Annotated in this window: 18 protein-coding genes; 4 read left to right on the top strand and 14 right to left on the bottom strand. The window is 72.5% G+C overall.

Annotated elements, in window-relative coordinates; all coding sequences use genetic code 11:
* Positions 1-4 precede the first annotated feature (4 nt).
* A complete protein-coding gene (locus tag ACRAS8_RS17560) occupies positions 5-781 on the top strand; it encodes an ABC transporter permease (protein WP_438486977.1) in 777 nt (258 codons plus the stop codon).
* Positions 782-871: 90 nt separating this feature from the next.
* Here the strand turns inward: ACRAS8_RS17560 and mltG are convergent, their stop codons facing one another.
* From mltG to ACRAS8_RS17545, 3 genes are all read right to left on the bottom strand, one after another.
* Entirely contained in the window at positions 872-1,705 is an 834-nt protein-coding gene (gene mltG, locus ACRAS8_RS17555; protein ID WP_438486976.1) for an endolytic transglycosylase MltG, read from the bottom strand.
* A gap of 289 nt (positions 1,706-1,994) precedes the next feature.
* Positions 1,995-3,287, bottom strand: a complete 1,293-nt coding sequence (locus tag ACRAS8_RS17550) for a CynX/NimT family MFS transporter (RefSeq protein ID WP_438486975.1) — start codon at positions 3,285-3,287, stop codon at positions 1,995-1,997.
* A 249-nt stretch (positions 3,288-3,536) separates the two neighbouring features.
* Complete coding sequence (locus ACRAS8_RS17545) at positions 3,537-4,247, bottom strand: FadR/GntR family transcriptional regulator (protein WP_438486974.1); 711 nt, start codon at positions 4,245-4,247, stop codon at positions 3,537-3,539.
* A 283-nt stretch (positions 4,248-4,530) separates the two neighbouring features.
* Here ACRAS8_RS17545 and ACRAS8_RS17540 point away from each other — a divergent pair, with 283 nt between their 5' ends.
* A complete protein-coding gene (locus ACRAS8_RS17540; protein WP_438486973.1) occupies positions 4,531-4,980 on the top strand; it encodes a VOC family protein in 450 nt (149 codons plus the stop codon).
* A 255-nt stretch (positions 4,981-5,235) separates the two neighbouring features.
* Here ACRAS8_RS17540 and lysA read toward each other — a convergent pair whose 3' ends face one another.
* The 4 genes from lysA to ACRAS8_RS17520 form a co-directional block, all read right to left on the bottom strand.
* A complete protein-coding gene (lysA, locus tag ACRAS8_RS17535; RefSeq protein WP_438486972.1) occupies positions 5,236-6,648 on the bottom strand; it encodes a diaminopimelate decarboxylase in 1,413 nt (470 codons plus the stop codon).
* Positions 6,649-6,668: 20 nt separating this feature from the next.
* Positions 6,669-7,160 carry an SAV_915 family protein gene (locus ACRAS8_RS17530; RefSeq protein WP_438486971.1) on the bottom strand — a complete coding sequence of 164 codons (492 nt, stop codon included), beginning with the start codon at positions 7,158-7,160 and terminating at the stop codon, positions 6,669-6,671.
* A gap of 497 nt (positions 7,161-7,657) precedes the next feature.
* Positions 7,658-8,665, bottom strand: a complete 1,008-nt coding sequence (locus tag ACRAS8_RS17525; RefSeq protein WP_438486970.1) for a LysR family transcriptional regulator — start codon at positions 8,663-8,665, stop codon at positions 7,658-7,660.
* Between the two features lie 554 nt (positions 8,666-9,219).
* Positions 9,220-10,380: an RNA-guided endonuclease InsQ/TnpB family protein gene (locus ACRAS8_RS17520; RefSeq protein ID WP_438486969.1), complete on the bottom strand. Its 1,161-nt coding sequence runs from the start codon at positions 10,378-10,380 to the stop codon at positions 9,220-9,222.
* Positions 10,381-10,521: 141 nt separating this feature from the next.
* Here ACRAS8_RS17520 and ACRAS8_RS17515 point away from each other — a divergent pair, with 141 nt between their 5' ends.
* Positions 10,522-11,544: an Lrp/AsnC family transcriptional regulator gene (locus ACRAS8_RS17515; protein ID WP_438486968.1), complete on the top strand. Its 1,023-nt coding sequence runs from the start codon at positions 10,522-10,524 to the stop codon at positions 11,542-11,544.
* Positions 11,541-12,314, top strand: a complete 774-nt coding sequence (locus ACRAS8_RS17510) for a rhomboid-like protein (protein WP_438486967.1) — start codon at positions 11,541-11,543, stop codon at positions 12,312-12,314. The genes ACRAS8_RS17515 and ACRAS8_RS17510 overlap by 4 nt, the downstream gene beginning before the upstream one ends.
* On the opposite strand, the gene ACRAS8_RS17505 is transcribed toward ACRAS8_RS17510, so the two are convergent.
* From ACRAS8_RS17505 to ACRAS8_RS17475, 7 genes are all read right to left on the bottom strand, one after another.
* Positions 12,305-13,129: an HAD family hydrolase gene (locus ACRAS8_RS17505; protein WP_438486966.1), complete on the bottom strand. Its 825-nt coding sequence runs from the start codon at positions 13,127-13,129 to the stop codon at positions 12,305-12,307. The two genes, ACRAS8_RS17510 and ACRAS8_RS17505, sit on opposite strands and share 10 nt — an antisense overlap.
* Positions 13,126-14,415, bottom strand: a complete 1,290-nt coding sequence (gene serS / locus ACRAS8_RS17500) for a serine--tRNA ligase (protein ID WP_438486965.1) — start codon at positions 14,413-14,415, stop codon at positions 13,126-13,128. The genes ACRAS8_RS17505 and serS overlap by 4 nt, the downstream gene beginning before the upstream one ends.
* A 681-nt stretch (positions 14,416-15,096) precedes the next feature.
* Positions 15,097-16,023, bottom strand: coding sequence for a prephenate dehydratase (gene pheA, locus ACRAS8_RS17495; protein ID WP_438486964.1), 927 nt, complete (start codon positions 16,021-16,023; stop codon positions 15,097-15,099).
* Positions 16,024-16,146: 123 nt separating this feature from the next.
* Positions 16,147-17,442 carry an iron uptake transporter deferrochelatase/peroxidase subunit gene (gene efeB, locus ACRAS8_RS17490; protein ID WP_438486963.1) on the bottom strand — a complete coding sequence of 432 codons (1,296 nt, stop codon included), beginning with the start codon at positions 17,440-17,442 and terminating at the stop codon, positions 16,147-16,149.
* A complete protein-coding gene (locus tag ACRAS8_RS17485) occupies positions 17,442-19,430 on the bottom strand; it encodes a copper resistance CopC/CopD family protein (protein WP_438486962.1) in 1,989 nt (662 codons plus the stop codon). The genes efeB and ACRAS8_RS17485 overlap by 1 nt, the downstream gene beginning before the upstream one ends.
* A gap of 99 nt (positions 19,431-19,529) precedes the next feature.
* Positions 19,530-19,988, bottom strand: coding sequence for a copper chaperone PCu(A)C (locus tag ACRAS8_RS17480; protein WP_438490516.1), 459 nt, complete (start codon positions 19,986-19,988; stop codon positions 19,530-19,532).
* A 57-nt stretch (positions 19,989-20,045) separates the two neighbouring features.
* Positions 20,046-20,699, bottom strand: a complete 654-nt coding sequence (locus ACRAS8_RS17475) for an SCO family protein (protein WP_438486961.1) — start codon at positions 20,697-20,699, stop codon at positions 20,046-20,048.
* Positions 20,700-20,740: the final 41 nt, after the last annotated feature.

Genomic DNA, 20,740 nt, shown 5'->3' with positions numbered 1-20,740 from the left:
CAGTATGTCCACGACCTCTCCCGCGGCCCCGCCGGCGCCCGCCGCCGCGCCCAAGGCCGCACTCTTCCACCCGACCGTCGCCCGGCTCACCTACCGGTCGCTGCTCGGCCGGCGCCGTGCCCTGATCCTCTTCGCGCTGCCCGCCCTCCTGGTGGCCATCGCGGTGATCGTCCGGGCGCTGACCGGCGCCGACGACGCCACCGCCGGCGGCATCCTCGGAGGCTTCGCGCTGGGCACGATGGTTCCGCTGATCGGCGTGATCGCGGGGACGGGCGCGATCGGCCCGGAGATCGACGACGGCTCGGTGGTCTACCTCCTGGCCAAGCCGGTCCGCCGCTCGACGATCATCGTCACCAAACTGCTGGTCGCGATCGGTGTGACCGCCGCGTTCTCGGCGATACCGGTCCTGGTGGCCGGATTCATCCTCAACGGCAACAGCCAGCAGATAGCCGTCGCCTACGCGGTGGCCGCGGCCATCGCCTCGGTCGCCTACAGCGCCCTGTTCCTGCTGTTCGGCACCCTCACCCGGCACGCCGTGGTCCTCGGTCTGGTCTACGCCCTGGTCTGGGAGGCGTTCGTGGGGAACGTCGTCCCCGGGGCGCGGACCCTGAGCGTTCAGCAGTGGGCGCTCGCGGTGGGACAGAAGGTCGGCGCCGAGGGGGCCCTGAGCTCGGCGGTCCAACTTCCGCTCGCGGTCTGTCTGTTGGTGGCCGTCACCGGCGCGGCGACCTGGTACGCCGGGCGCCGGTTGAAGGCACTGACGCTGGCCGGGGAGGAGTAGACGGCGCGACCGGTCGACGGGGCACCTCGACCGCCCCGAGGGGCGCGCCGACCGGCCGGAGGATCGCACCGACCGGCCGGTGCGGAGGGGCTATCCGCCGGTGGCGGCGGTGTCGGCGGAGCCGCCGGCGGGGTTCTTCTGCCCGTCGTTGAACTCCTTCACGTTCCGCAGGTGCTGCCGGTAGTCGGCGGTGAAGCGGGTGTCGCCCGGTTTGACGGTGACGAAGTAGAGCCAGTCCCCCGCCGGGGGCGCGGCGGCCGCCTTCAGCGCGTCGGGCCCCGGATTGTCGATCGGGGTCGGCGGCAGGCCCGTGAACTTGTAGGTGTTGTAAGGGCTCTTGGTGCGGGTGTCGGTGTGGCTGGTGCGCAGTGTGCTGCGGCCGAGCGCGTAGTTGATCGTCGAGTCCATCTGGAGCGGCATGTTCCTGGCCAGCCGGTTGTCGATGACCCGGGCGACCTTGCCCATGTCGGCCGTCCGGTCCGCCTCGGCCTGCACGATGCTGGCGATCACCACGGTGCGGTAGGAGGTGATGCGGTCGGCGGCGAGCCGCTGGTCGGCGGTCTTGACCATGTACGTCAGCAGTGATGTCGGGGTGGTGTCCTTGCGCAGCGGGTACGTCGCCGGGAAGAGGAAGCCTTCCGGGTTGCCCTTCGCCTCGGCGGGCAGGTCGAGGCGAGCGGTTCTCGCGGCCTGCGCGGTGGTGCCCGCGGGTACCTTCAGTGCCTGGTCGGCGGCCGCGTAGATCTGGGAGGCCCGCTGCCCCTCCGGGACGGTGAGCCGGCCGTACTGCCGCTCCCGCAGCAGCCGCGGCACGAGCAGCACGGCGAGCACGACGACGACACACAGAACGGCGACAAGAATCAGCCAGCCGGCCCGGGAGAACCGCGGTCCGGGCCGGCGACGGGTGTGCTGAACATCGCTCATGGGGGCACGGTAGGCCAGCAGGCCGTGATGCGGGACCGCGCCGCCGCACCGGATCGCGTGCGCCGGCGGCGCCGGGCGCACCTCCGGCCGCCCGCCACACAGGCTTCGGCCCGGCGCGGGCCGGCACATCGCCCGGCGTGTTCCGCTGGACCGTTGGGGGGTGACGGCGGGGCGGGACGAGGCGGAGGAGGTGGGACGGGGCGGGGCGAGCGCGGACGGGAAGCGGAAGCCGGTCCCCCGCCCGCCGGCTCGCGTCAACCGTCGCCGACCGTTGTCGGCCCCGCCGCCGTCAGCCCCCGGCCGTCGTCCCGATGCTGCGGTCGCGGCCGGCGCCCAGGGCCAGCAGGGCGAGGCCGGCGCAGACGACGAGCAGCAGGACGAGGGGCACGGTCCAGCCGGCGGTGACCTGGTGGACGGCGCCCAGGGCCAGCGGGCCGACGGCGGCGAGGAGGTAGCCGCCGGTCTGGGACATGCCGGAGAGCCGGGCGGCGGTGTGCGCGTCGCCGGACCGCAGCACCATCATCGTCAGGGCCAGCCCGAGGGCGCCGCCCTGGCCGACGCCGAGGACCGCCGCCCACAGCCAGGCACCCGCCACCGGCGCGACCAGCAGCCCGGTGACACCGCAGGCCATCAGGGCGGAGACCACCACGCCCAGCAGCCGCTGGCGGCGCATCCGGCCCGCCAGCGTCGGCACCACGAACGAACCGACCATCTGCACCAGCGTGCTGAAGGCGAAGACCAGCCCCGCCTCGCTCTTGCCCATGCCGTGGTCGGTGAAGACCGTCGGCATCCAGGCGATGATCACGTACGCGATCAGCGACTGCGAGCCCATGAAGAGCGTGACCTGCCAGGCGAGCGGGGAGCGGGTGAGCTTCGGGCCGTGCCCGGTGCCCGGGGCGGGCGTCGCCGCGGCCGTGCCGTGGTGGGTGCCCCGGCGGGCGATCACGGCCTGCGGGAGCCAGACCAGGGCGGCGACGGCGGCCGGCAGCGACCAGGAGACGAGGGAGCCCTGCCAGCTGCCGAGCGCGTTCTCCAGGGGGACGGCGGAGGCGGCCGAGAGGGTCGCGCCCAGGATCATCGCGGTCGAGTAGAGGGCCGTCATGCCCGCCGCCCGCTCGGGGAAGTCCCGCTTGATCAGGCCCGGCATCAACACGTTGAGCAGGGCTATCGACGCGCCCACCACCGCGCAGCCGGCGAACAGCGCGGCGACCGGCGGCGCGACCCGTAGCACGATGCCGCCGCACAGTGCGACCAGCGCACCGCACAGCGCCGCCTCGGTACCCCAACGGCGCGCCAGCCGCGGGGCGATCAGCGAACCCAGGCCCATGAAGACGAGCGGGATCGTGGTCACCAGGCTGCTGGCGGTGGCGGCCAGGTGGAAGTGGTGCGCCATCTCGTTGAGCAGCGGGGAGACCCCGGCGAGCGCCGCGCGCATGTTCACCGCGGCGAGGACGATGCCGGCGAGGAGGAGCGCGGGGTGGGCCCGCAACCGCCGCCGGGCGGCCGCCACCTGGGGCGCCGGGATCAGGTCTTCCTCGGCGTCGATGAGGTCGACCTGGGTGGTCGCGTCGGTCCCTGACATGCGTGCGTACCTGGCCAATCGTGGACTTCCTACGGAAAAACGGAAGAGAACGGAAGAAGGAGGGGTCGGGGGAAGGGAGTTGAAGGGAAGGGAGTTGAAGGGAGCGAAACGAAGTGACGTGAAACGAAGTGACGTGACGTCAAACCAAGTGCAGTGATGTGAGACGTAGCGCGGCGAAGTGCCATGCCGAGAGCTGATGTGACGGGACGTGAGAGGAAGAGAGGAGGAAGGCTGTAGGCCGGGTGGTTGTCAGTCGCCGGCGAGGAGGGCCTCTACGGCTCGTTTGGGCCTCTCCAGGAGGGCGCGGGTGGCGCGTTCGGCGGCGTCCGGATCGCCGTGGGCGATCGCGTCCAGGACGGCGCGGTGGTCGCCGTGCACGATCTTCGGCATCGCCTGGTCGTCGAGGGCGGTGACCAGTGCCTCCCGTACGGAGCTGCTGAACCAGCCGTAGGTCGCCGTCAGCGCGGTGTTGTGCGCGGCCTCGACGACGGCCCGGTGGAAGGCGATGTCGTGGTCGGCGTAGAGCTCCAGGCTTCCGGAGTGCGGCCGGCCCTCGGAGTCCTCCAGCTCGGCCTGGGCGTCCAGGGCGGCCCGCATGCGTTCCAGGTCGGCGGGGTCGTGGCGGAGTGCGGCCAGCCGGGCGGCCTCGGCCTCCAGGGCGATGCGCAGCTCCAGGACGTCCCGGATGCCGGCGCGCCGGATGCCGCGCAGGACCTCGGCCGGGTCCGCGGTGGAGACGACGAAGGTGCCCTCGCCCTGGCGCGAGCGCAGCATCCCGGCGTGTACGAGGACGCGCACGGCCTCGCGGACGGTGTTGCGGCCGACCTGGAGCTGTTCGGCGAGGGCGTGTTCGGTGGGGATGCGGGTACCGACCTGCCATTCACCGGCGGCCAGTTGGGCGCGGAGGGCCTCGACGACGGTGTCGACGAGCGATTGCCGTCCTGCTGCCTTGAGTGCCATCGCCGTGTTTCCGTGCCCGTTTCTGTTCTGTCGTTTCCGGGAGCTTATTTGCCCGGTTGTTTGCTCAGTTGCCCAGTCATCCTACAACTGATTGTTGCATATGGCAGGTAAATGGATCCTGCGGCCCAGGAGGCCATGCAGCCCGTTGGGGGTCGTGGCCCGACAGGTTCCGCGGAATCCTCAACCTGTGGACAAAATCCAGGCGAGGGGGCGGCGGGTGCACACTGCAGGGGTTGGAGGTTGCAGGAGTCGGGTTCGCCCGACGGGGCTGGGGAGGGCTGTGATGGCCGGCTTCTATCACGTGTGTTTCGTCGTGCCGGATATGGCGGCGGCGATACGGGACCTGGGCGCCGCGGCCGGGGTCGAGTTCAGTGCGCCGCGGCGGGACCGGATCGGGGAGTGGGACTTCCGGATCGCCTTCACGCGGGGCGAACCGCCGTACATAGAGCTGATCGAGCCCGCGCGGCCGGGTGGGCCGTGGGACGTGTCCGAGGGGGCGCGGTTCGATCATCTCGGCTTCTGGACGCGGTCCTTGGAGGACGGGGCCCGGCGGCTGGCGGCGGAGGGGTTCCCGGAGGAGTTCAGCGGGTGTCCGTACGGGCGGTCGTTCGCGTACCACCGGGTGGGCAGCATCGGCGCCCGGGTCGAGTTGGTGGACCTGGCCCGTCAGCCGGCCTTCCTGGCGGCCTGGAATCCGGGCGGGGAGCCGATGCCCCCGGTGGAGGCGCCGTGAGCGAACGGGAACGCTTCCACCGGGGGCGGTTTCGGGGGGCGGTAACGGGGGGTCAGGGACGACAACGGGGCTGGCGATGTGCCGGGCTGGGCGGCCGTGGAGCGGTGGCGACGGGCCGGCGCCGGGTCGGCGACGTGCTGGGCCGAGGCGGCCGTGGAACGGCCGGGGCCGGACCGATGGCGCCCGAACTCGCCGACGAGCCAAGGGCCACAGCCACCGCCCCAGCTCCCCAGGGCGTAGTCCGGCCCGGCCCCCTCAGAGCCCGATGTCCCGCTCCTGGATGTCTGCCAGGGACTCGCGGCGGACCAGGAGGCGGGCGTGGCCCGAGGTGACCGCGACGACCGGGGGGCGGCCGACGAGGTTGTAGCCGGAGGCCATGGAGAGGTGGTACGCGCCGGCCACCGGGACGGCGAGCAGGTCGCCGGGGCGGATGTCGCCGGGCAGGTGGACGTCGGAGGCGAGTATGTCGCCCGCCTCGCAGTGCCGGCCGACGACGGTGACCGGCTCGGTGGCGGCGGCCGAACGGCGTCCGACCAGCCGGGGAGCGTAACGGACCCCGTAGAGAGCGGGCCGCGGGTTGTCGCTCATCCCGCCGTCGACCGCCACGAAGGTGTGCGCGCCGGTGCGCTTGACGGCGAGCACCCGGTAGAGGACGACGCCCGACGGGCCGGCGATGGCGCGGCCCGGCTCGACGGCCAGCCGCGGCACCGGGAGGCCGGCCGCCGCGCAGCCGCCGGCCAGTTCGGCGCGGACCTTGGTGGCGAGACCGGCGATGTCGAGGGCGGGCTCGCCCGGCCGGTAGGCGACGCCGTGGCCGCCGCCCAGGTCCAGTTCGGGGAGGGTGATGCCGTGCTGCTCGTGGACGCGGGCCAGCAGGCCGACCAGCCGCCGCACGGCCGACAGATAGGGCTTGACGGCGGTGATCTGGGAGCCCAAGTGGCAGTGCAGGCCGACGAGTTCGAGGCGCGGCTGGCCCAGGACGCGGGTGATGGCGTGCTGGGCGGAGCCGTCGGCGAGGGACAGCCCGAACTTCTGGTCGTCGGTGCCGGTGCGGATCTTGGCGTGACCGCCGGCGGCGATGCCCGGGACGACCCGGATCAGCACCTTCTGCCGGCTGCCGACGGGGACCGCGGCGGCCAGCCGGGCGATCTCGGAGGTGCTGTCGATGACGATCCGGCCGACGCCGAGCCGGAGCGCGGCCCGCAAGTCGGCGGGGCTCTTGGCGTTGCCGTGCAGCACGATCCGCTCGGGCGGGAAGCCGGTGGTGACCGCGAGTTCCAGCTCGCCGGCGGAGCAGACGTCCAGGCCCAGCCCCTCCTCCGCGACCCAGTGGGCCATGGCGCGGCAGAGGAACGCCTTGGCCGCGTAGTAGACGTCGGCGTCGGGGAAGGCCCGGAGGTAGGCGCGGCAGCGGTTGCGCACCTCGTCCTCGTCCAGGATGTACGCGGGGGTGCCGAAGCGGTCGGCGAGCTCGGTCAGCGGGACGCCGCCGAGGGCGAGGTCGTCCTCGGGGAGCGGCACGGTGGACGCGGGCCAGATGGCGAGCTGGCCGGGGTCGGTGGCCGGCGCCAGGACCGGGTCCGGGGCGGGGGCCGGGGTCGGCGCGGCGGCCGGGCGGGAGTCAGTCGTCCGGGAGTCCGTCGTCCGGGGCAGGGTCGTGTGGCTCATGGTGGGGGCGCCCCTTCCTCTCAGACGGCCCGGCGGAGGTGACTGCCGCGGGACATGCGGGGCATTCCCGGGGCGAGACGTGGTTCCCGGAGGGCATCGCGGGCGATCCGCGGTTCACGGGGGGCGTCGGGGACGAGGCGCGGCTCACGGGCCACCTCGCGCGTCGTGTTCCGGGCCACGTCACGCGCCACCTCCAGGGCACTCCGCGGGTCGCGGGCGTCACGGGCGGCGTCGGGGGTGAAGCGCGGGTCGACTGTCACGGTGGCCGCACCCAGGGGTTCGGCCAGGGCGCGCAGTGCGGGCTCGGAGAGCCGCACCCAGGGCTGGCCGCCGCCGAGCACCTCGGCCAGCCGCTGCGCCGAGGTGAAACCGACGGCGGTGCGGCCGCCGAGCGGGGTGCGGAACAGGCGGGCGGTACAGCCCGCGGGTCCCGGCCGGACGGGAACGAAGAGAGGCCCGGCCGGGACACGATCAGCAGGCTCGGGGTCTTCCGCGCGGAGATGGTGGGACACGGCGTTGCTCCTCGACGGGATGGCTGCCCCGGACCGGTTGGACTGCGCGTGCGCCGGGGCTCGGCACAGACGCTATGCCCGGTGCGGGGGGTGCCCCTCTGCTCCATTACGCGTCGTTGACGGTTTCCGGACCGGACTTGACGCGATGCTGCCGCAGGTGGCCGGAGTACGCCGCTGAGCGGCCGATTCCGGTCGCTCAGCGGTCCCGGGCGGTCAACCGACCGTGACCTCCGAGGGCCACGCCCCCGTGGGAGTTGCGGTCGCGCTTGACCTTGACACGGTGGAAACGACCCCCACTGGAAGGCGTCTGGAAGGCGTCTTGATTGGGCCTCCGGCAGGTGGCGGCCATCCTGGACGAGCAGGTGGACGCGGCGGAGCTGCGCGGCATGCCGCGCCTCCGGCGTGCGGAGCCGGCAGCCGAACGGGCCGCCGCCGAGGCGCGGTTGGCTCAGATCGGGGCGAGGCTCCGGACGATCGAGAGGACATCGGCCCGGTCCTCACACCGCGCTACGAGGAGCTGGTGCGCCGGCTGGGGTGGGTGGGGGTGACGCCCACGCGGTCGGCACCCGCCGCCCGTCCGTGCCCGAACCCCCGCCCACCAAGCACCGGTTCACCGTTTCGGCGAACTCCACCGCCGCCGGGCCGAGTGCCGCCCATTGGCGTACCGCCCAGCCGGTCGTCAGCGGCGGCAGTGCCGGGATCGGCACCAGCCGGAGGCCGGGGTGGCCGGTGGTGGCCCGGTGGCCGGGGAGGCGGGGGACGACGGCGGGGCCGACGCCGAGTTCGGCGAGGAGCAGCGCGGTGTCCCAGTCGGCGACGCTGGTGGCGCTGGGCCCGGGCACCGCGGGATCGGGTGCCGGGGCGCCGTCCCGGTGGCCGAGGTGTCCGTCGAGCCGCATACGGGACGTGGAGTTCTCCGGCAGCCGGACGAGGCGGAGGCCGGCCAGCTCGTCCGGCTCGACGCGGTCGCGGTCGGCGAGCGGATCGCCGGCGCGGACCGCGAGCACCCACGGCAGACCGATGACCGGGTGTTGCTCGATGCCCCGTACGGGCGGGCCGATGGTGATCCAGGCCAGTTCGGAGTCGCCGTCCGCGACCGCCTCGAAGCAGCGGCGGCTGGAACTCTCCGTGTGGAACTCCAGGTTGACGTGCGGATGGCGGTCCCGGAAGGAGACCACCGCGTCGGACATGAAGTGCCGGACGGTGGTGGCGCCGGTGGTGACCCGGACCGTCCCGCCGTCGCCGCGCCGCATGTCGGCCAGCCGGCGCAGCGCCAGATCCAGTCCGCCCAGGCCGTCGGCGGCGGCGCGGTGCAGGAGCCGGCCGGCGGCGGTCGGTGCCACGCCGCGCGGCCGGCGCTCCAACAGGCCGATCCCCGCCTCCCGTTCGAGACGCCGGACGCGCTGGCTGACGGCGGACTGGGTGCAGCCGAGGTCGCGGGCGACGGCACTGAGGCTGCCCGCCTCGCAGACGGCCACGAAGGCTCGCAGATCGTCGAGGGTCACCCGGGCACGGTAGTCCGGGCCCGGCCAATAAACCAAGCCAAAGCTAAGGAGTTTGGAAGGAAACCCGAGGATTGACTTGGGGGTTCCGTCCCGGGACGATCGTCGCAGGGCCCAGGGCGGCAACCCGGAACCGTGGACGGCCGTACGGTTCCGGGTGCCGACCCGCCCGTACGGGGTCTTTGGTAAGGGCCCGTCCGTGACCGGGTGCCGGCACCCGCGGGAGGCCCTGCGTAATGAGTGCGTTAGCCTGCGTTGCACCATCCGCCCTCACCCGCCGCCTGGTGGCGCCGTGCGGCACGAGCCGGGGCCGGGTGCGTGGTTCGCCGACCAAGGCGAGGGGTTCAGTGCCTTTGCCCGGCTCGAAGACCGTTCGCGAGGCCACCTGACTGCCTGCCCGCATTCAGGCCATGCAGCCAACACCGTCAGTGTCGCTCATAACGGTTAGCCTCCAACGGTCAACTTCTCGGCCCGGAGGAGACCGAGCTGGTCGGCTCAGGTCCTGGGCGTTGATTGCAAGTCGTTCCCGCCGATGGCTTCGGCGGGACGCCTGCGTCCTACGTGCCTGTGGGGGCGACGCTGGGGCAGTTGACGTTGCCCCGCTGCCACACAGCATCGGCCCGTTGAGCGATGTTGCGGGAGCCGTTGAGGTCCGCGTTCATGACCACTCCGCAGGAGCGGCAGGCGAACCATGCTTGGGACACCCGGTTGGTGCGGTGGGTATGCCGGCACTCGGAGCACTGGCGGGAAGTGTTGCGCGGGTCCACATGGACCACGGGCACACCGTCCCGCTTGGCTTTGTACTCGACGAACGCGCCGAGCTGGGCGAAGGCCCACGAGTGCAGTCGTGCCCGCTGGTCTATCTGGGCCGTAACCCTCTGCCGGATGCCCTTCAAATCTTCCAGGGCGATCCCGCGCGAGGTGCGTTCAGCGGTTGTTACGAGCTTCTTGGCGATCTTGTGGTTTTCGTTGGCGGCGTGCCGGGCCTCGCGGCGCCGGATCGCCTTGAGTCGACGTTTGGCAGACTTGGTCTGTTTGGCTTGCAGCTTGCGGCGCAGGTCACGCTGGCGCTTGCGGTAGCGGTTCAGGCGACGGCCGGCGAGAACTGCGCCGTCGCTGGTCGTGGCAATGTTCACGATCCCAAGATCCACGCCGAGCCAGCCATCCGGCTCATACACCGGCGGTTCTTCCACGTCGATTGTCGCGATCAGGAAGAACGCGCCGTCTCGCATCACCAGGTCGGACTCACCTTTGCGCGAGGCCAGGAGCTTCATCGCCTCGTTTGAGCAGACGAAGGGCACGCGCTTGATGCGGCCGGCGACCGTCCAGATCGACACGGTCCGCTGGTCGAGATTCCAGGTCAGGATCCGGTCGTCGTAGGGCTGCGCCGCATCCTGACGAAACCGGATCGGCTTGGACTCGGCCTTACGCCGTGCTTTCCCCGACAGGTGACCGGCCTTGATGTTGCCCTTGAGGGTGGCGTACGCGTCGCAGACCTTCTTGATCGTGCGGACCGCGGGCTGCGCGCCAAGGTCGAAATCGGCCTTGAGTGCGTAGTAGGTCTCTTTCTGCAACGCGTCGCGTCGCACCTTGCCCGTACCGAACGCTACCTCCGAGACCCGGTTCGCGGCCCGGTTGCAGGCACGCAGGGGCGCCGCCAGGGCATCCGCGTCATATGCAGACCCCGGCAGTAACTTCACCTGCATGACAATTTTCACACGAAAAAACCTATTAACTGCCGGTCATGGAGAGCAAGTTGAGGCCATAACATGCCCGAAGGGAACTACGCCACTGCGCGGCTCCGCTCCAGGGGCCCCTGCCTCCCCGGGCTGAGCCCTGGGGCCTCTTGGAAGAATCAGGTGAAAACCGACGGAACCGCGGGCCGGCCCGCGGCCTTCGACGCACTCGACCGACGGCTGATCCACGCCCTCCAGACCGACGGCCGGGCCCCCTTCAGCCGGATCGCCGCCGTCCTCGGCGTCTCCGACCAGACCGTCGCCCGGCGCTACGCCCGGCACCGCGGCTCCGGCGGGTTCCGGGTGCTGGGGCTGGCCGAGCCGCGGGCGCTGGGCGAGGTGGAGTGGCTGGTGCGGGTGCAGTGCGCGCCGGACGCCGCGCTGACCGTCGCCGAGGCGCTGGCCCGCCGCCCGGACACCTCCTGGGTCAGCATGATGTCCGGCGGCACCGAGATCTCCGCGATCTGCCGGTCGGCGAGCAGTGAGCACAGTGACGCGCTGCTGCTCCAGAAGCTGCCGCGCACCCCGAGCGTGGTCGGGGTGGCCGCGCACTGCCTGCTGCACGAGTTCTACGGCGGACCGCAGAGCATGATCAGCAAGTCCGGTGCGCTGACCGCCGAGGAGGCCGCCCGGCTGAGCCCGCCGGCGCCCCGGCGGCCGTCCGAGCCGGTGGAGCTCTCCGACGCCGACCGGCGGCTGTTCGAGGCGCTCGGCCGGGACGGCCGGGCCCCGCTCGCCGAACTCGCCGCGGTCACCGGCTGGTCGCCCACCACCGTCCGCCGCCGCCTGGAGACGCTGCGGGCGGACGGCGTCCTCTACTACGACGTCGACTACGACATGCGGCAGTTCGGCTTCGGGGTGATGGTGGCACTGTGGCTGTCGGTGGCGCCCGCCGAACTCGCCGCCACCGGCGAGGCGTTGGCGGCCCACCCGGAGGTCGCCTTCGCCGGTGCCACCACCGGCCCGAACAACCTCTTCGCGTCGGTCCTGTGCCGGGACACCGGCGCGCTCTACACCTATCTGACGACCCGGGTCGCGGCACTGCCAGGGGTACGGACCATGGAGAGCTCGCCCCGTATCCGGCACATCAAGGGGCCGGGCCCGTATCTCACGCTCGGCCCCACCGCCACGAGGAGCCGCCGATGAAGCCGCCGCCACCCCGGGTCCTGGCGGACCGGGCGAGGACCTGGCTCTGGGACTGGGTGCGGTCCACGCCCGGGACGCACATCTGGCTGCTGATCATCGGCATCACCAGCCTGGTGATCGCCTCGGCCTCCGAGGGGCTGGAGCAGTTCCTGCTGCACCGCACCAGCAGCAACATCCACGAGCTGAACGAGCATCCGGTGCCCTCGCTGCTGATCAGCGGATTCTGGATCGAGAAGCCGGGGTCGTTCCTGCTCTATGTGGTGATGTTCGAGCTGGTGCACGCCAACGTCGAGCGGTGGATGGGCAGTTGGCGCTGGCTGCTGACGGTCGGCGCGGCGCATGTCGCGGCCACCCTGGCCAGTCAGGAGCTGGTGCTGCTGGCCATCGAGGGCCACCGGCTGCCGCGCTCGATGACCCATGTCGTGGACATCGGCGTCTCCTACGGCCTGGCCGCCGCGGCCGGGGTGCTGACCTACCGGCTGCGCCCGCCCTGGCGCTACGGCTATCTCGTCGGCCTGCTGGCGTTCTTCGGGGTGCCGCTGGCGACCGGGGCGACCTTCACGGACTTCGGCCACGCCATAGCGCTGGCGCTGGGCTTCGCGGCCTGGCCGCTGACCCCGGCGTGGCGCCTGGCACCGGACGACGAGGACGAGCGGGACGACGCTGCGACGGATGACGACGGAGCGGATGACGAGGCGGGCGGCGGCGCGCCGGATGCGGGCGGCGGCGCGGACCGGCCGGGGCCGCCGCCCGGGAGGCGTCAGGAGTAGAGCCGCTCCAGCACCACCGCGACGCCGTCGTCCTCGTTGGAGGCGGTGACCTCGTCGGCGACGGCCTTGAGTTCGTCGTGCGCGTTGGCCATCGCCACACCATGCGCGGCCCAGCCGAACATCGGCACGTCGTTGGGCATGTCGCCGAACGCCACGGTCTCCTTGGCGGTGATGCCCAGCCGGCGGGCGGCCAGCGACAGCCCGGTGGCCTTGGTCAGGCCGAGCGGCAGCAGTTCGACGATCCGCGGCCCGGCGACCATCACGCCGACGAGGTCGCCGGCGACCTGGCGGGCGGCCCGGGCCAGCTCGTCGTCGTCCAGCGCCGGGTGCTGGATGTAGACCTTGTTGAGCGGGGCGGACCACAGCTCGTCGGGGTCGTCGAGCGGCAGGCTGGGCAGCGGGCCCTCCTGAACCTGGTAGCCCGGGCCGACCAGCACCTCGCCGGCCAGGCCGTCCCGGCTCGCCGCCAGGTGGAGCGGGCCGACCTCGGCCTCGATCTTGGACAGCGCGAGGCCGGCCAGCTGCCGGTCGAGCGTCACCGACGTCAACAGCCGCCGCTCACCGGCGTGGTAGACCTGTGCGCCCTGTCCGCACACCGCCAGGCCGTGGTAGTCCAGGGCGTCGAGGATGTGCCGGGTCCAGGGCACGGCGCGGCCGGTGACGACGATGTGCGCCGCGCCCGCCGCGGTGGCCGCGGCGAGCGCCCGGCGGGTGCGCTCGGAGACGGACTCGTCGTGGCGCAGCAGCGTCCCGTCGAGGTCCGTTGCGATGAGCTTGTAGGGCAGCGGCGAACCCGCCGGGGCCGGGGAAGTCACTTGGCGACGGGCTCCAGCAGCTCACGGCCGCCCAGGTACGGGCGGAGCACCTCGGGGACGCGGACCGAGCCGTCCGGCAGCTGGTGGTTCTCCAGGAGCGCCACGATGGTCCGCGGGACGGCGCAGAGCGTGCCGTTGAGCGTCGCCAGCGGGCGGACCTTCGGCTTGCCGTCGGTGGTCTCCCGCATCCGGACCGAGAGCCGGCGGGCCTGGAACTCGTTGCAGTTGGACGCCGAGGTCAGCTCGCGGTACTTGCCCTGGGTCGGGATCCACGCCTCGCAGTCGAACTTGCGGGAGGCGGAGGCGCCCAGGTCGCCGGTGGCGACGTCGATCACCTGGAACGGCAGCTCCAGGCCCGTCAGCCACTGCTTCTCCCACTCCAGCAGCCGCTGGTGCTCGGCCTCGGCGTCCTCCGGCGCGACGTAGGAGAACATCTCCACCTTGTCGAACTGGTGGACCCGGAAGATGCCCCGGGTGTCCTTGCCGTAGGTGCCGGCCTCGCGGCGGTAGCACGGCGAGAAGCCGGCGTAGCGCAGCGGCAGCTGCTCGGCGTCGACGATCTCGTCCATGTGGTACGCGGCGAGCGGGACCTCGGAGGTGCCGACGAGGTAGTAGTCGTCGCGCTCCAGGTAGTAGACGTTCTCGGCGGCCTGGCCGAGGAAGCCGGTGCCCTCCATGGCGCGCGGGCGGACCAGGGTCGGGGTCAGCATCGGCGTGAAGCCGGCCTCGGTGGCCTGCGCGATGGCGGCGTTGACCAGCGCGAGCTCCAGCAGGGCGCCGACGCCGGTGAGGTAGTAGAAGCGCGAGCCGGAGACCTTGGCGCCGCGCTCGACGTCGATGGCGCCGAGCAGTTCGCCGATCTCCAGGTGGTCCTTGGGCGTGAAGCCCTCGGCGGCGAAGTCGCGGACGGTGCCGTGCGTCTCCAGGACGGTGAAGTCGTCCTCGCCGCCCACCGGGACGTCGGGGTGGACGATGTTGCCGAGCTTGCGCAGCAGTGCCTGGGTCTCCTCCTTGGCCTGGTCCTGCTCGGCGTCGGCGGCCTTGACGGCGGCGGCCAACTCGCCGGCCTTCTTCAGCAGCTCGGCCTTCTCGTCGGCGCCGGCCTTGGGGATGAGCTTGCCGAGCGCCTTCTGCTCGGCGCGCAGCTCGTCGAAGCGGACGCCGGACGACCTGCGCCGCTCGTCGGCGGAGAGCAGTGCGTCGACGAGCGCGACGTCCTCTCCACGGGCGCGCTGGGAGGCGCGCACACGGTCGGGGTCCTCACGGAGCAGTCGAAGGTCAATCACCCCACCAGGCTACCGGGGGCGGCGGCCGGCACTCGACGTGATATTCGCGGCTACGGCCACATGCCCGATTTGGGGTCATTTATTCCGTTGCGGGGAATCGGGTTCCGCGACTCCCGCGAGGCGGCCACCGTGACGCATCGTAAGGTCCTGCGGAATTTCCGGGGCGTGCGCGAAAGGGGCATTCGCGGCGGGCGTTTCCGGGGTTCGGTGGCCTGTCCTGGGGGCTGTCCCCCGGGTTGTCCACAGGCCGGAGAGGGCGGGGATTCTTATCCACAGGCTGTGTGTGAGATCTGTGGAAGCCGGAATTGATCATTCTGCGTCCGAAATGCTCACCTATGGATTCTCGGCCCAAACCACGTTCACGCACTCTTTCGTGTGGGATTACCTCGCCCTAAAGGATTGATCGCGGGAATTGTGCTGACGACGTCCGAGGTGATCCACACTGGGGGACTGTGGATGGGTGTGGGGTCACTAGAGGGATATGTCGACTCTGTCCGGCTCCCATGTCGACTTACCCACAGGTCGAGAAGCGGGCCTGTGGATAACTTTGTGGACAACCGGAGAGGGCAGCGGGAGAGGCGGCCGGACGGCGCTTCGGACCTACGCCGCCGGCCCAGCCGAAGGCCCAGGTCACCGCCCGTGATCTGAACGACCGGCGACCGGAGCGACCGTCGGCTGGACTCAGCCCCGGCCGTCCAGGCAGCGCGCCAGCCAGTCCGACGCCTCGGTGAACGCCGTGTCCGTCACCTGCGGGCGCACGTTCGCGGTCACCTCGTCCGCTCGCGGATACGAGCCGAGGAACCGCACCTCGCGGCAGATCCGCTTGAGGCCCATCAGGACCTCGCCCACCCGGCGATCGGTGACATGGCCCTCGCAGTCCACCGAGAAGCAGTAACGGCCGATGCCCTCGCCCGTCGGCCGGGACTCGATCCGCATCATGTTGACCCCGCGGACCGCGTACTCCTGGAGCAGCTCCAGCAGCGCGCCCGGGTGGTCGGCGGCCAGCCACAGCACCACCGAGGTCTTGTCCGCGCCGGTGGGCGCCGCAGGCCGGGCCGGGCGGCCGACCAGGACGAAGCGGGTGGTGGCGTTCTGTGCGTCGTGGATGTCGGAGACCAGCGTCTCCAGGCCGTAGGTGGCGGCCGCGAACTCGCCGGCGAACGCGCCGTCGTAGCGGCCCTCCTGGACCAGCCGCGCCCCGTCGGCGTTGGAGGCCGCCGACTCCCAGACGGCGTCCGGGAGTTGGGTCGAGAGCCACTTGCGGACCTGGGGCTGGGCGACCGGGTGGCCGGTCACCGTCTTCACGTCGGCCAGCGCCGTCCCCGGGCGCACCAGGAGCGCGAAGACGATCGGCAGCAGCACCTCGCGGTAGATCATCAGCGGTTCGCCGGCGGCCAGTTCGTCGAGGGTGGTGGTCACCCCGCCCTCGACGGAGTTCTCGATCGGCACCAGCGCGGCCGCGGCCTCGCCGGCCCGTACGGCGTCCAGGGCGGCGGGCACCGAGACCATCGGGACCAGCTCGCGGGTCGCCGCCTCGGGGAGGGTGCGCAGCGCGGCCTCCGTGAACGTGCCCGCGGGACCGAGATAGGTATAGCGACTGACCGACATCCGTGGACTCCCTCACCTGCCTGCGGGAGCGCCCCGCCGTCTTCCGCCCTGCCCTTGTCACGATACCGAGCGGTCCGGCGGCGGGCGGACGCGTTCCGCGGAGTGGTCGCCCGCCGCCGGACGTCAGCCCTCCAGCAGCGGCTGGGCCACGTAGTCACCGGACGACGGGGCCGGCGGCACCGCGTACAGGCCGCTGGCCTCGTGGCGCAGGAACGGCGAGAGCGCGTCGCCGCGGTCCAGCTTCCGCTGGATCTGGGTGAAGGCGCGCAGCGGGTCGGCCTGCCAGCAGACGAAGAGCAGCCCGGCGTCCGGGGCGCCGTCCTCGCGGAAGCCGTCGTGGAAGGAGAACGGGCGGCGCAGCATCGCCGCGCCCTGGTTGGCCTCCGGGGCGGCGATCCGGGCGTGCGCGTTGACGGGGATCACCGGGAGCCCGTCGGGGCCGGTGGCGTCCAGCTTCATCGGGGTGGTCTCGGTGCCGCCGGTCAGCGGGGCGCCGTTGTCCTTGCGCCGGCCTATGACCCGCTCCTGCTCGGTCCGGGAGCGCTTCTCCCAGTCGTCCAGCAGCATCCGGATCCGACGCACCACCGCGTAGGAACCGCCGCGCATCCACTCCTGCTGCGCGTCCGCGCCGACGAAGATCCGCCGGTCGAAGTCCGGGTCGGACGGCTTGGGGTTGTTGGTGCCGTCGACCTGGCCCATGAGGTTGCGGGCGGTCATCGGGTGCGCGGTGGCGCCCGGGGTGCGGTTGAAGCCGTTCATCTGCCAGCGCAGCCGGGCGGTGTCCGCCGCCTCCTTCTGGAGCGTGCGCAGCGCGTGGAAGGCGACCAGCGCGTCGTCGGCGCCGATCTGGACCCACAGGTCGCCGTCGGAGCGCCTGGGGTCCAGGGCGTCGGCGGAGAAGTCCGGCAGCGGGTCGAGCTGGATCGGGCGGCGGGCGGTCAGGCCGGTCCGGTCGAAGAAGCTGTGGCCCAGGCCGAAGGTGACGGTCAGCGAGGACGGGCCGGCGTCCAGCGCCACGCCGGTGTCGGCGTCCGGGGTGCGCCCGGCCATCAGCTCCTGGGCCGTCCGCGACCAGCGGCGCAGCAGGGCGGCGGCCTCCTTGCGGCCGGCGCCGGGCGCCAGGTCGAAGGCGACGAGGTGGCCGCTGGCCTGCAACGGCGTGGTGATGCCCGCCTGGTGCCTGGCGCCCGCCGTCCGGAACGCCACCTCGGTCGATCCGATCGTGCTCAGTGCCTCCGGGGCGTCGTCCTGCGCGGCCGTGGCGCCGAGGGCGCCGCCGGCCCCGCCGAGGACCAGCCCGGCGGCGCCGGCCGCGCCGACGGTCCCGAGGAGCCGGCGGCGGGAGAGTTCCGGGGTGGTGCCGTCCGCGGCGGGGAGCTCGTCCGGGGCCGCGGCCGTGGTGTCCAGCTGCTTGCTCATCAGTTGATTGTCACGTTCCTGGTCTCGGTCACCTGGTCGAAGTCTGAGGTCCGGACGAGCAGTGCGAGCTGCCACCGCCCGGGGACCGGGAGTTGGACGCCGCTCGCGGTCCAGTGGCCGGTCCCGCTGTGGCGCAGCGCCACCGGGAGCGGCCCCAGCTTCTTCGCGCCGAGCGTGAAGGAGACCTTCACCTCGGGGATGTCGCGGGCCTTGCCCGACGGGTCGGCGATCCGCAGCCGCAGCTCGTTGCCGCCGCCGCTGTGCCCCGGGTCGAGGTCGAGGCGGGCGGTGCCCTTGCCGCCCGGGCCGCCGGTGTCGAACGGGACGGTCAGCACCCGCGGCTGGTTGGCGTCGGTGGCCCGGCCGGCGGTGGTGGCCTTGACGGCCTCCTCGGTGCGGGCCGGTTCGGTGGTGGTCAGCGCGGTGGTCACCGCGAGCAGCACCACCGCGATACCGGCCTCGGCCAGAACGGACCGCCGCAGCCCCCGCCGCACCGGGTCGGCGTCCCGGACCCGCTTCTTACGGGCGGTGGCCAACGCGGCCCGCTGCCGGGCCAGTTGGGCGGCCCTGGTGGGGTCGGCGGGGGCGGAACCGGAACCGGTCCCGGACGTGGAGCCGGAGCCGGAGGCGAGGGCGGCAGCGGGTTCCGGCTGCTGCCGCTCCGTACGGGCCGCCGTCGCGTCGGTGGTCGTCAGCCGGCCCGTCCACCGGCGGGAGAGGCCCGCGACGGCCACCATGACCAGCACCAGCCCCACCTTGAGCAGCAGCAGCCGCCCGTAGGTGGTGTCGGTCAGCGCGTGCCAGGAGCCGACCTGTCGCCAGGACTGGTACGTACCGGTGGCGACCAGGACCAGGACGGAGCCGAAGGCGATCCGGGAGAAGCGGCGGACGGCGGTCCGTTCGACCGCCGGGCCCGAGTAGAGGGACACCAGCAGCGCCGCCAGCCCGCCGAGCCAGGCGGCGACCGCGAGCAGGTGCAGGACGTCGACGGGCATGGCGACGGCCGGCTGCAACCCGGTCGAGGCGTGCTCGGCGACCGCCCAGGTGGTGGCGAGCCCGGCGGCGACCACCACCCCGCCGACGGCGAGCCCGAGGGTGAGGGCGCCGCGCCGCTTGACGGCTTCGGCGGCTTCGGCGTCCGCGTCCGCCGATGCCGCGGCGTCCGGGGCGTCCGGGGCTTCCGTCGCGTCCGCGGCGTGCGCCCGGGCGTACGCCCCGAAGAGCACCGCCACGAACAGCGCCGCCGCCGCGAGCAGCAGCAGCCGGCAGAGCAGCGCCGCGCCAGGCTTGGTCAGCAGCATCTGCTGGAGCCCGCCGAGATCGAGGACGTCGGCGAGCTTCCCGGAGCCGGTGTACGGGGTGCGCAGCAGCAGCATCGCCAGCGTGGCGCCGGTCAGCAGCGCCCAGCCGCGGACCACCAGACGCTGCACCGACCGCACCCGGGCGGCGGCCGGCCGGCACGCCGGCACGAACGCCGCCCCGCCCGCCAGCAGCACGAACCCGGCGTAGGCGAGGTAGCGGGCGATCTCGTAGAGCGCGCCCACCAGGCCGCCGCCGGCCTGCTGCTGGGGGACGGCGGCGGTCGTCCTGGACGGCGCCCCGATGGAGAAGGTGAAGGCACCGGACACCGGGTGGCTGTCCGCCGAGACCGCCTGCCAGGCGACGGTGTACGTCCCGTCGGCGAGCCCCGGCGGCAGCCCCGCCGCGTACTTGACGACGGTGCCGCTGCACAGGTCGCGCAGCTTGCCGCGGTCCACCCGCTTGCCGTGCGGGTCCAGGACGCGCAGCGAGTCGTCGCCCATGGCCACGCCCTCGGAGAAGGTGAGCGCGACCTGTTCGGGCGCGTGCGCCACGACCGCGCCCGGCGCGGGATCGCTGCCGGTCAGTGCGGCGTGCGCGCTCGCCGGGGCGATGCCCGCGGCCAGCGCGCCGAACAGCACGGCCAGGACGACCAGCAGCCGTCGCGGCCGGGTGCCGGTGAGGGCCATGGTGTGCGCTCTCCTTCCGGTTGGCATCAGGTGTCCGTTTCCTCCACCGGGCCCGCCGGGGCCCGTCCCGTCACGGCGTCCGCGGGGATGCGGCGGCCGTCACTTTCCCGGCCGGTAGTCGGCCGGCTTCACGGGGATGTCGACCTTGACCGGGTCGGCGGTGGCGAAGTGCAGCTCGACGGTGACCTTCTGGCCCGCGGTGGGCTTGTGGCTCAGGCCCATGAACATCACGTGGTTGCCGCCGGCGCTGAGCTTGAGCTCGCCGTTGGCGGGCACCGGCAGGGAGTCGACCCGCTCCATCTTGTTGCCGGTGGTCTTGTGGATGGAGATGTCCTTGGACAGCTCGCTGGTGACCGAGGTCAGCTTGTCGGCGGTGCCGCCGCTGTTCTTGACCACGAAGTAGGCGCCGGCCATGCCGTCGGTGATCGGCTGCGGCATGTACGCGTCGCTGACCGAGAGCTGAGGCTTGCCGTCCGCGCCGCCGCAGCCCGCCAGGGTGAGGCCGGCGGCCAGAGCGAGCGCGGAGCCGACGGCTATGCGGCGGCTGACGGGGGCTATTCGGCCGCTGACGGGGGTGGGGGTGGCGAGCGGGGCGCGGGGGGGTGGTGCGGCGGTTCACGGGTTCTGTCCCTTGATGATCTTCGGAAGTGCGGTGGTGTAGTTGTCTGCGGTGGCCTCCTGCAGCCCCATCCAGTGGATCTTGTCGTCCTTGGGGGAGCTGAGGAGGACCTGGGCGCCGTGGGTGGAGACCACGTCGCCGTTCTTCTTCTTGACCGGCGCCTCGATGCCGATGTTCACGCCGCGGGCGGCCTGCTGGATCTTCTGGAACGGGCCGGTGAGCCCGATGAAGTCCTTGTTGATGCCGCCGAGCCACTTCTTGAGCTGGGCCGGGGTGTCGCGTTCGGGGTCGGAGGTCACGAAGACCACCCGCAGATCGCTGCGTTCGGCCGCCGGCAGCTGCTTCACGGCCACCGCGATGTTGGCCATCGTGGTCGGGCAGACGTCCGGGCAGTTGGTGTAGCCGAAGTAGATCAGGGTCGGGTGGCCCTTGGTCTTCTCCAGCAGGTCGTAGGGCTTGCCGTCCGCGTCGGTCAGCGTGAGGTCCGGCTTCTCCATCGGGTTGTCGAGGGTGACGATCGGCTTGGCCGCCGTCCCGCCGGAGACCACGGCGGCGGGCTGGTCGCCGCCGCCGCTGTCGCAGGCGGTCAGGGTGAGGCCGAGGGCGGCCGCCGCCCCCAGGCCGGACATCAGGAGTTTCCTTCGGTGCATGGGTGTGTCCCGGTCTTTCCGTGTCTTTCCGTGGCGCGTGG

The organism is Streptomyces sp. S186 (assembly GCF_051603415.1).
Taxonomy (GTDB): Bacteria; Actinomycetota; Actinomycetes; order Streptomycetales; family Streptomycetaceae; genus Streptomyces.
The sequence above is the reverse complement of the archived record's forward strand: the minus strand, read 5'-3'. Positions and strand labels throughout refer to the sequence as shown.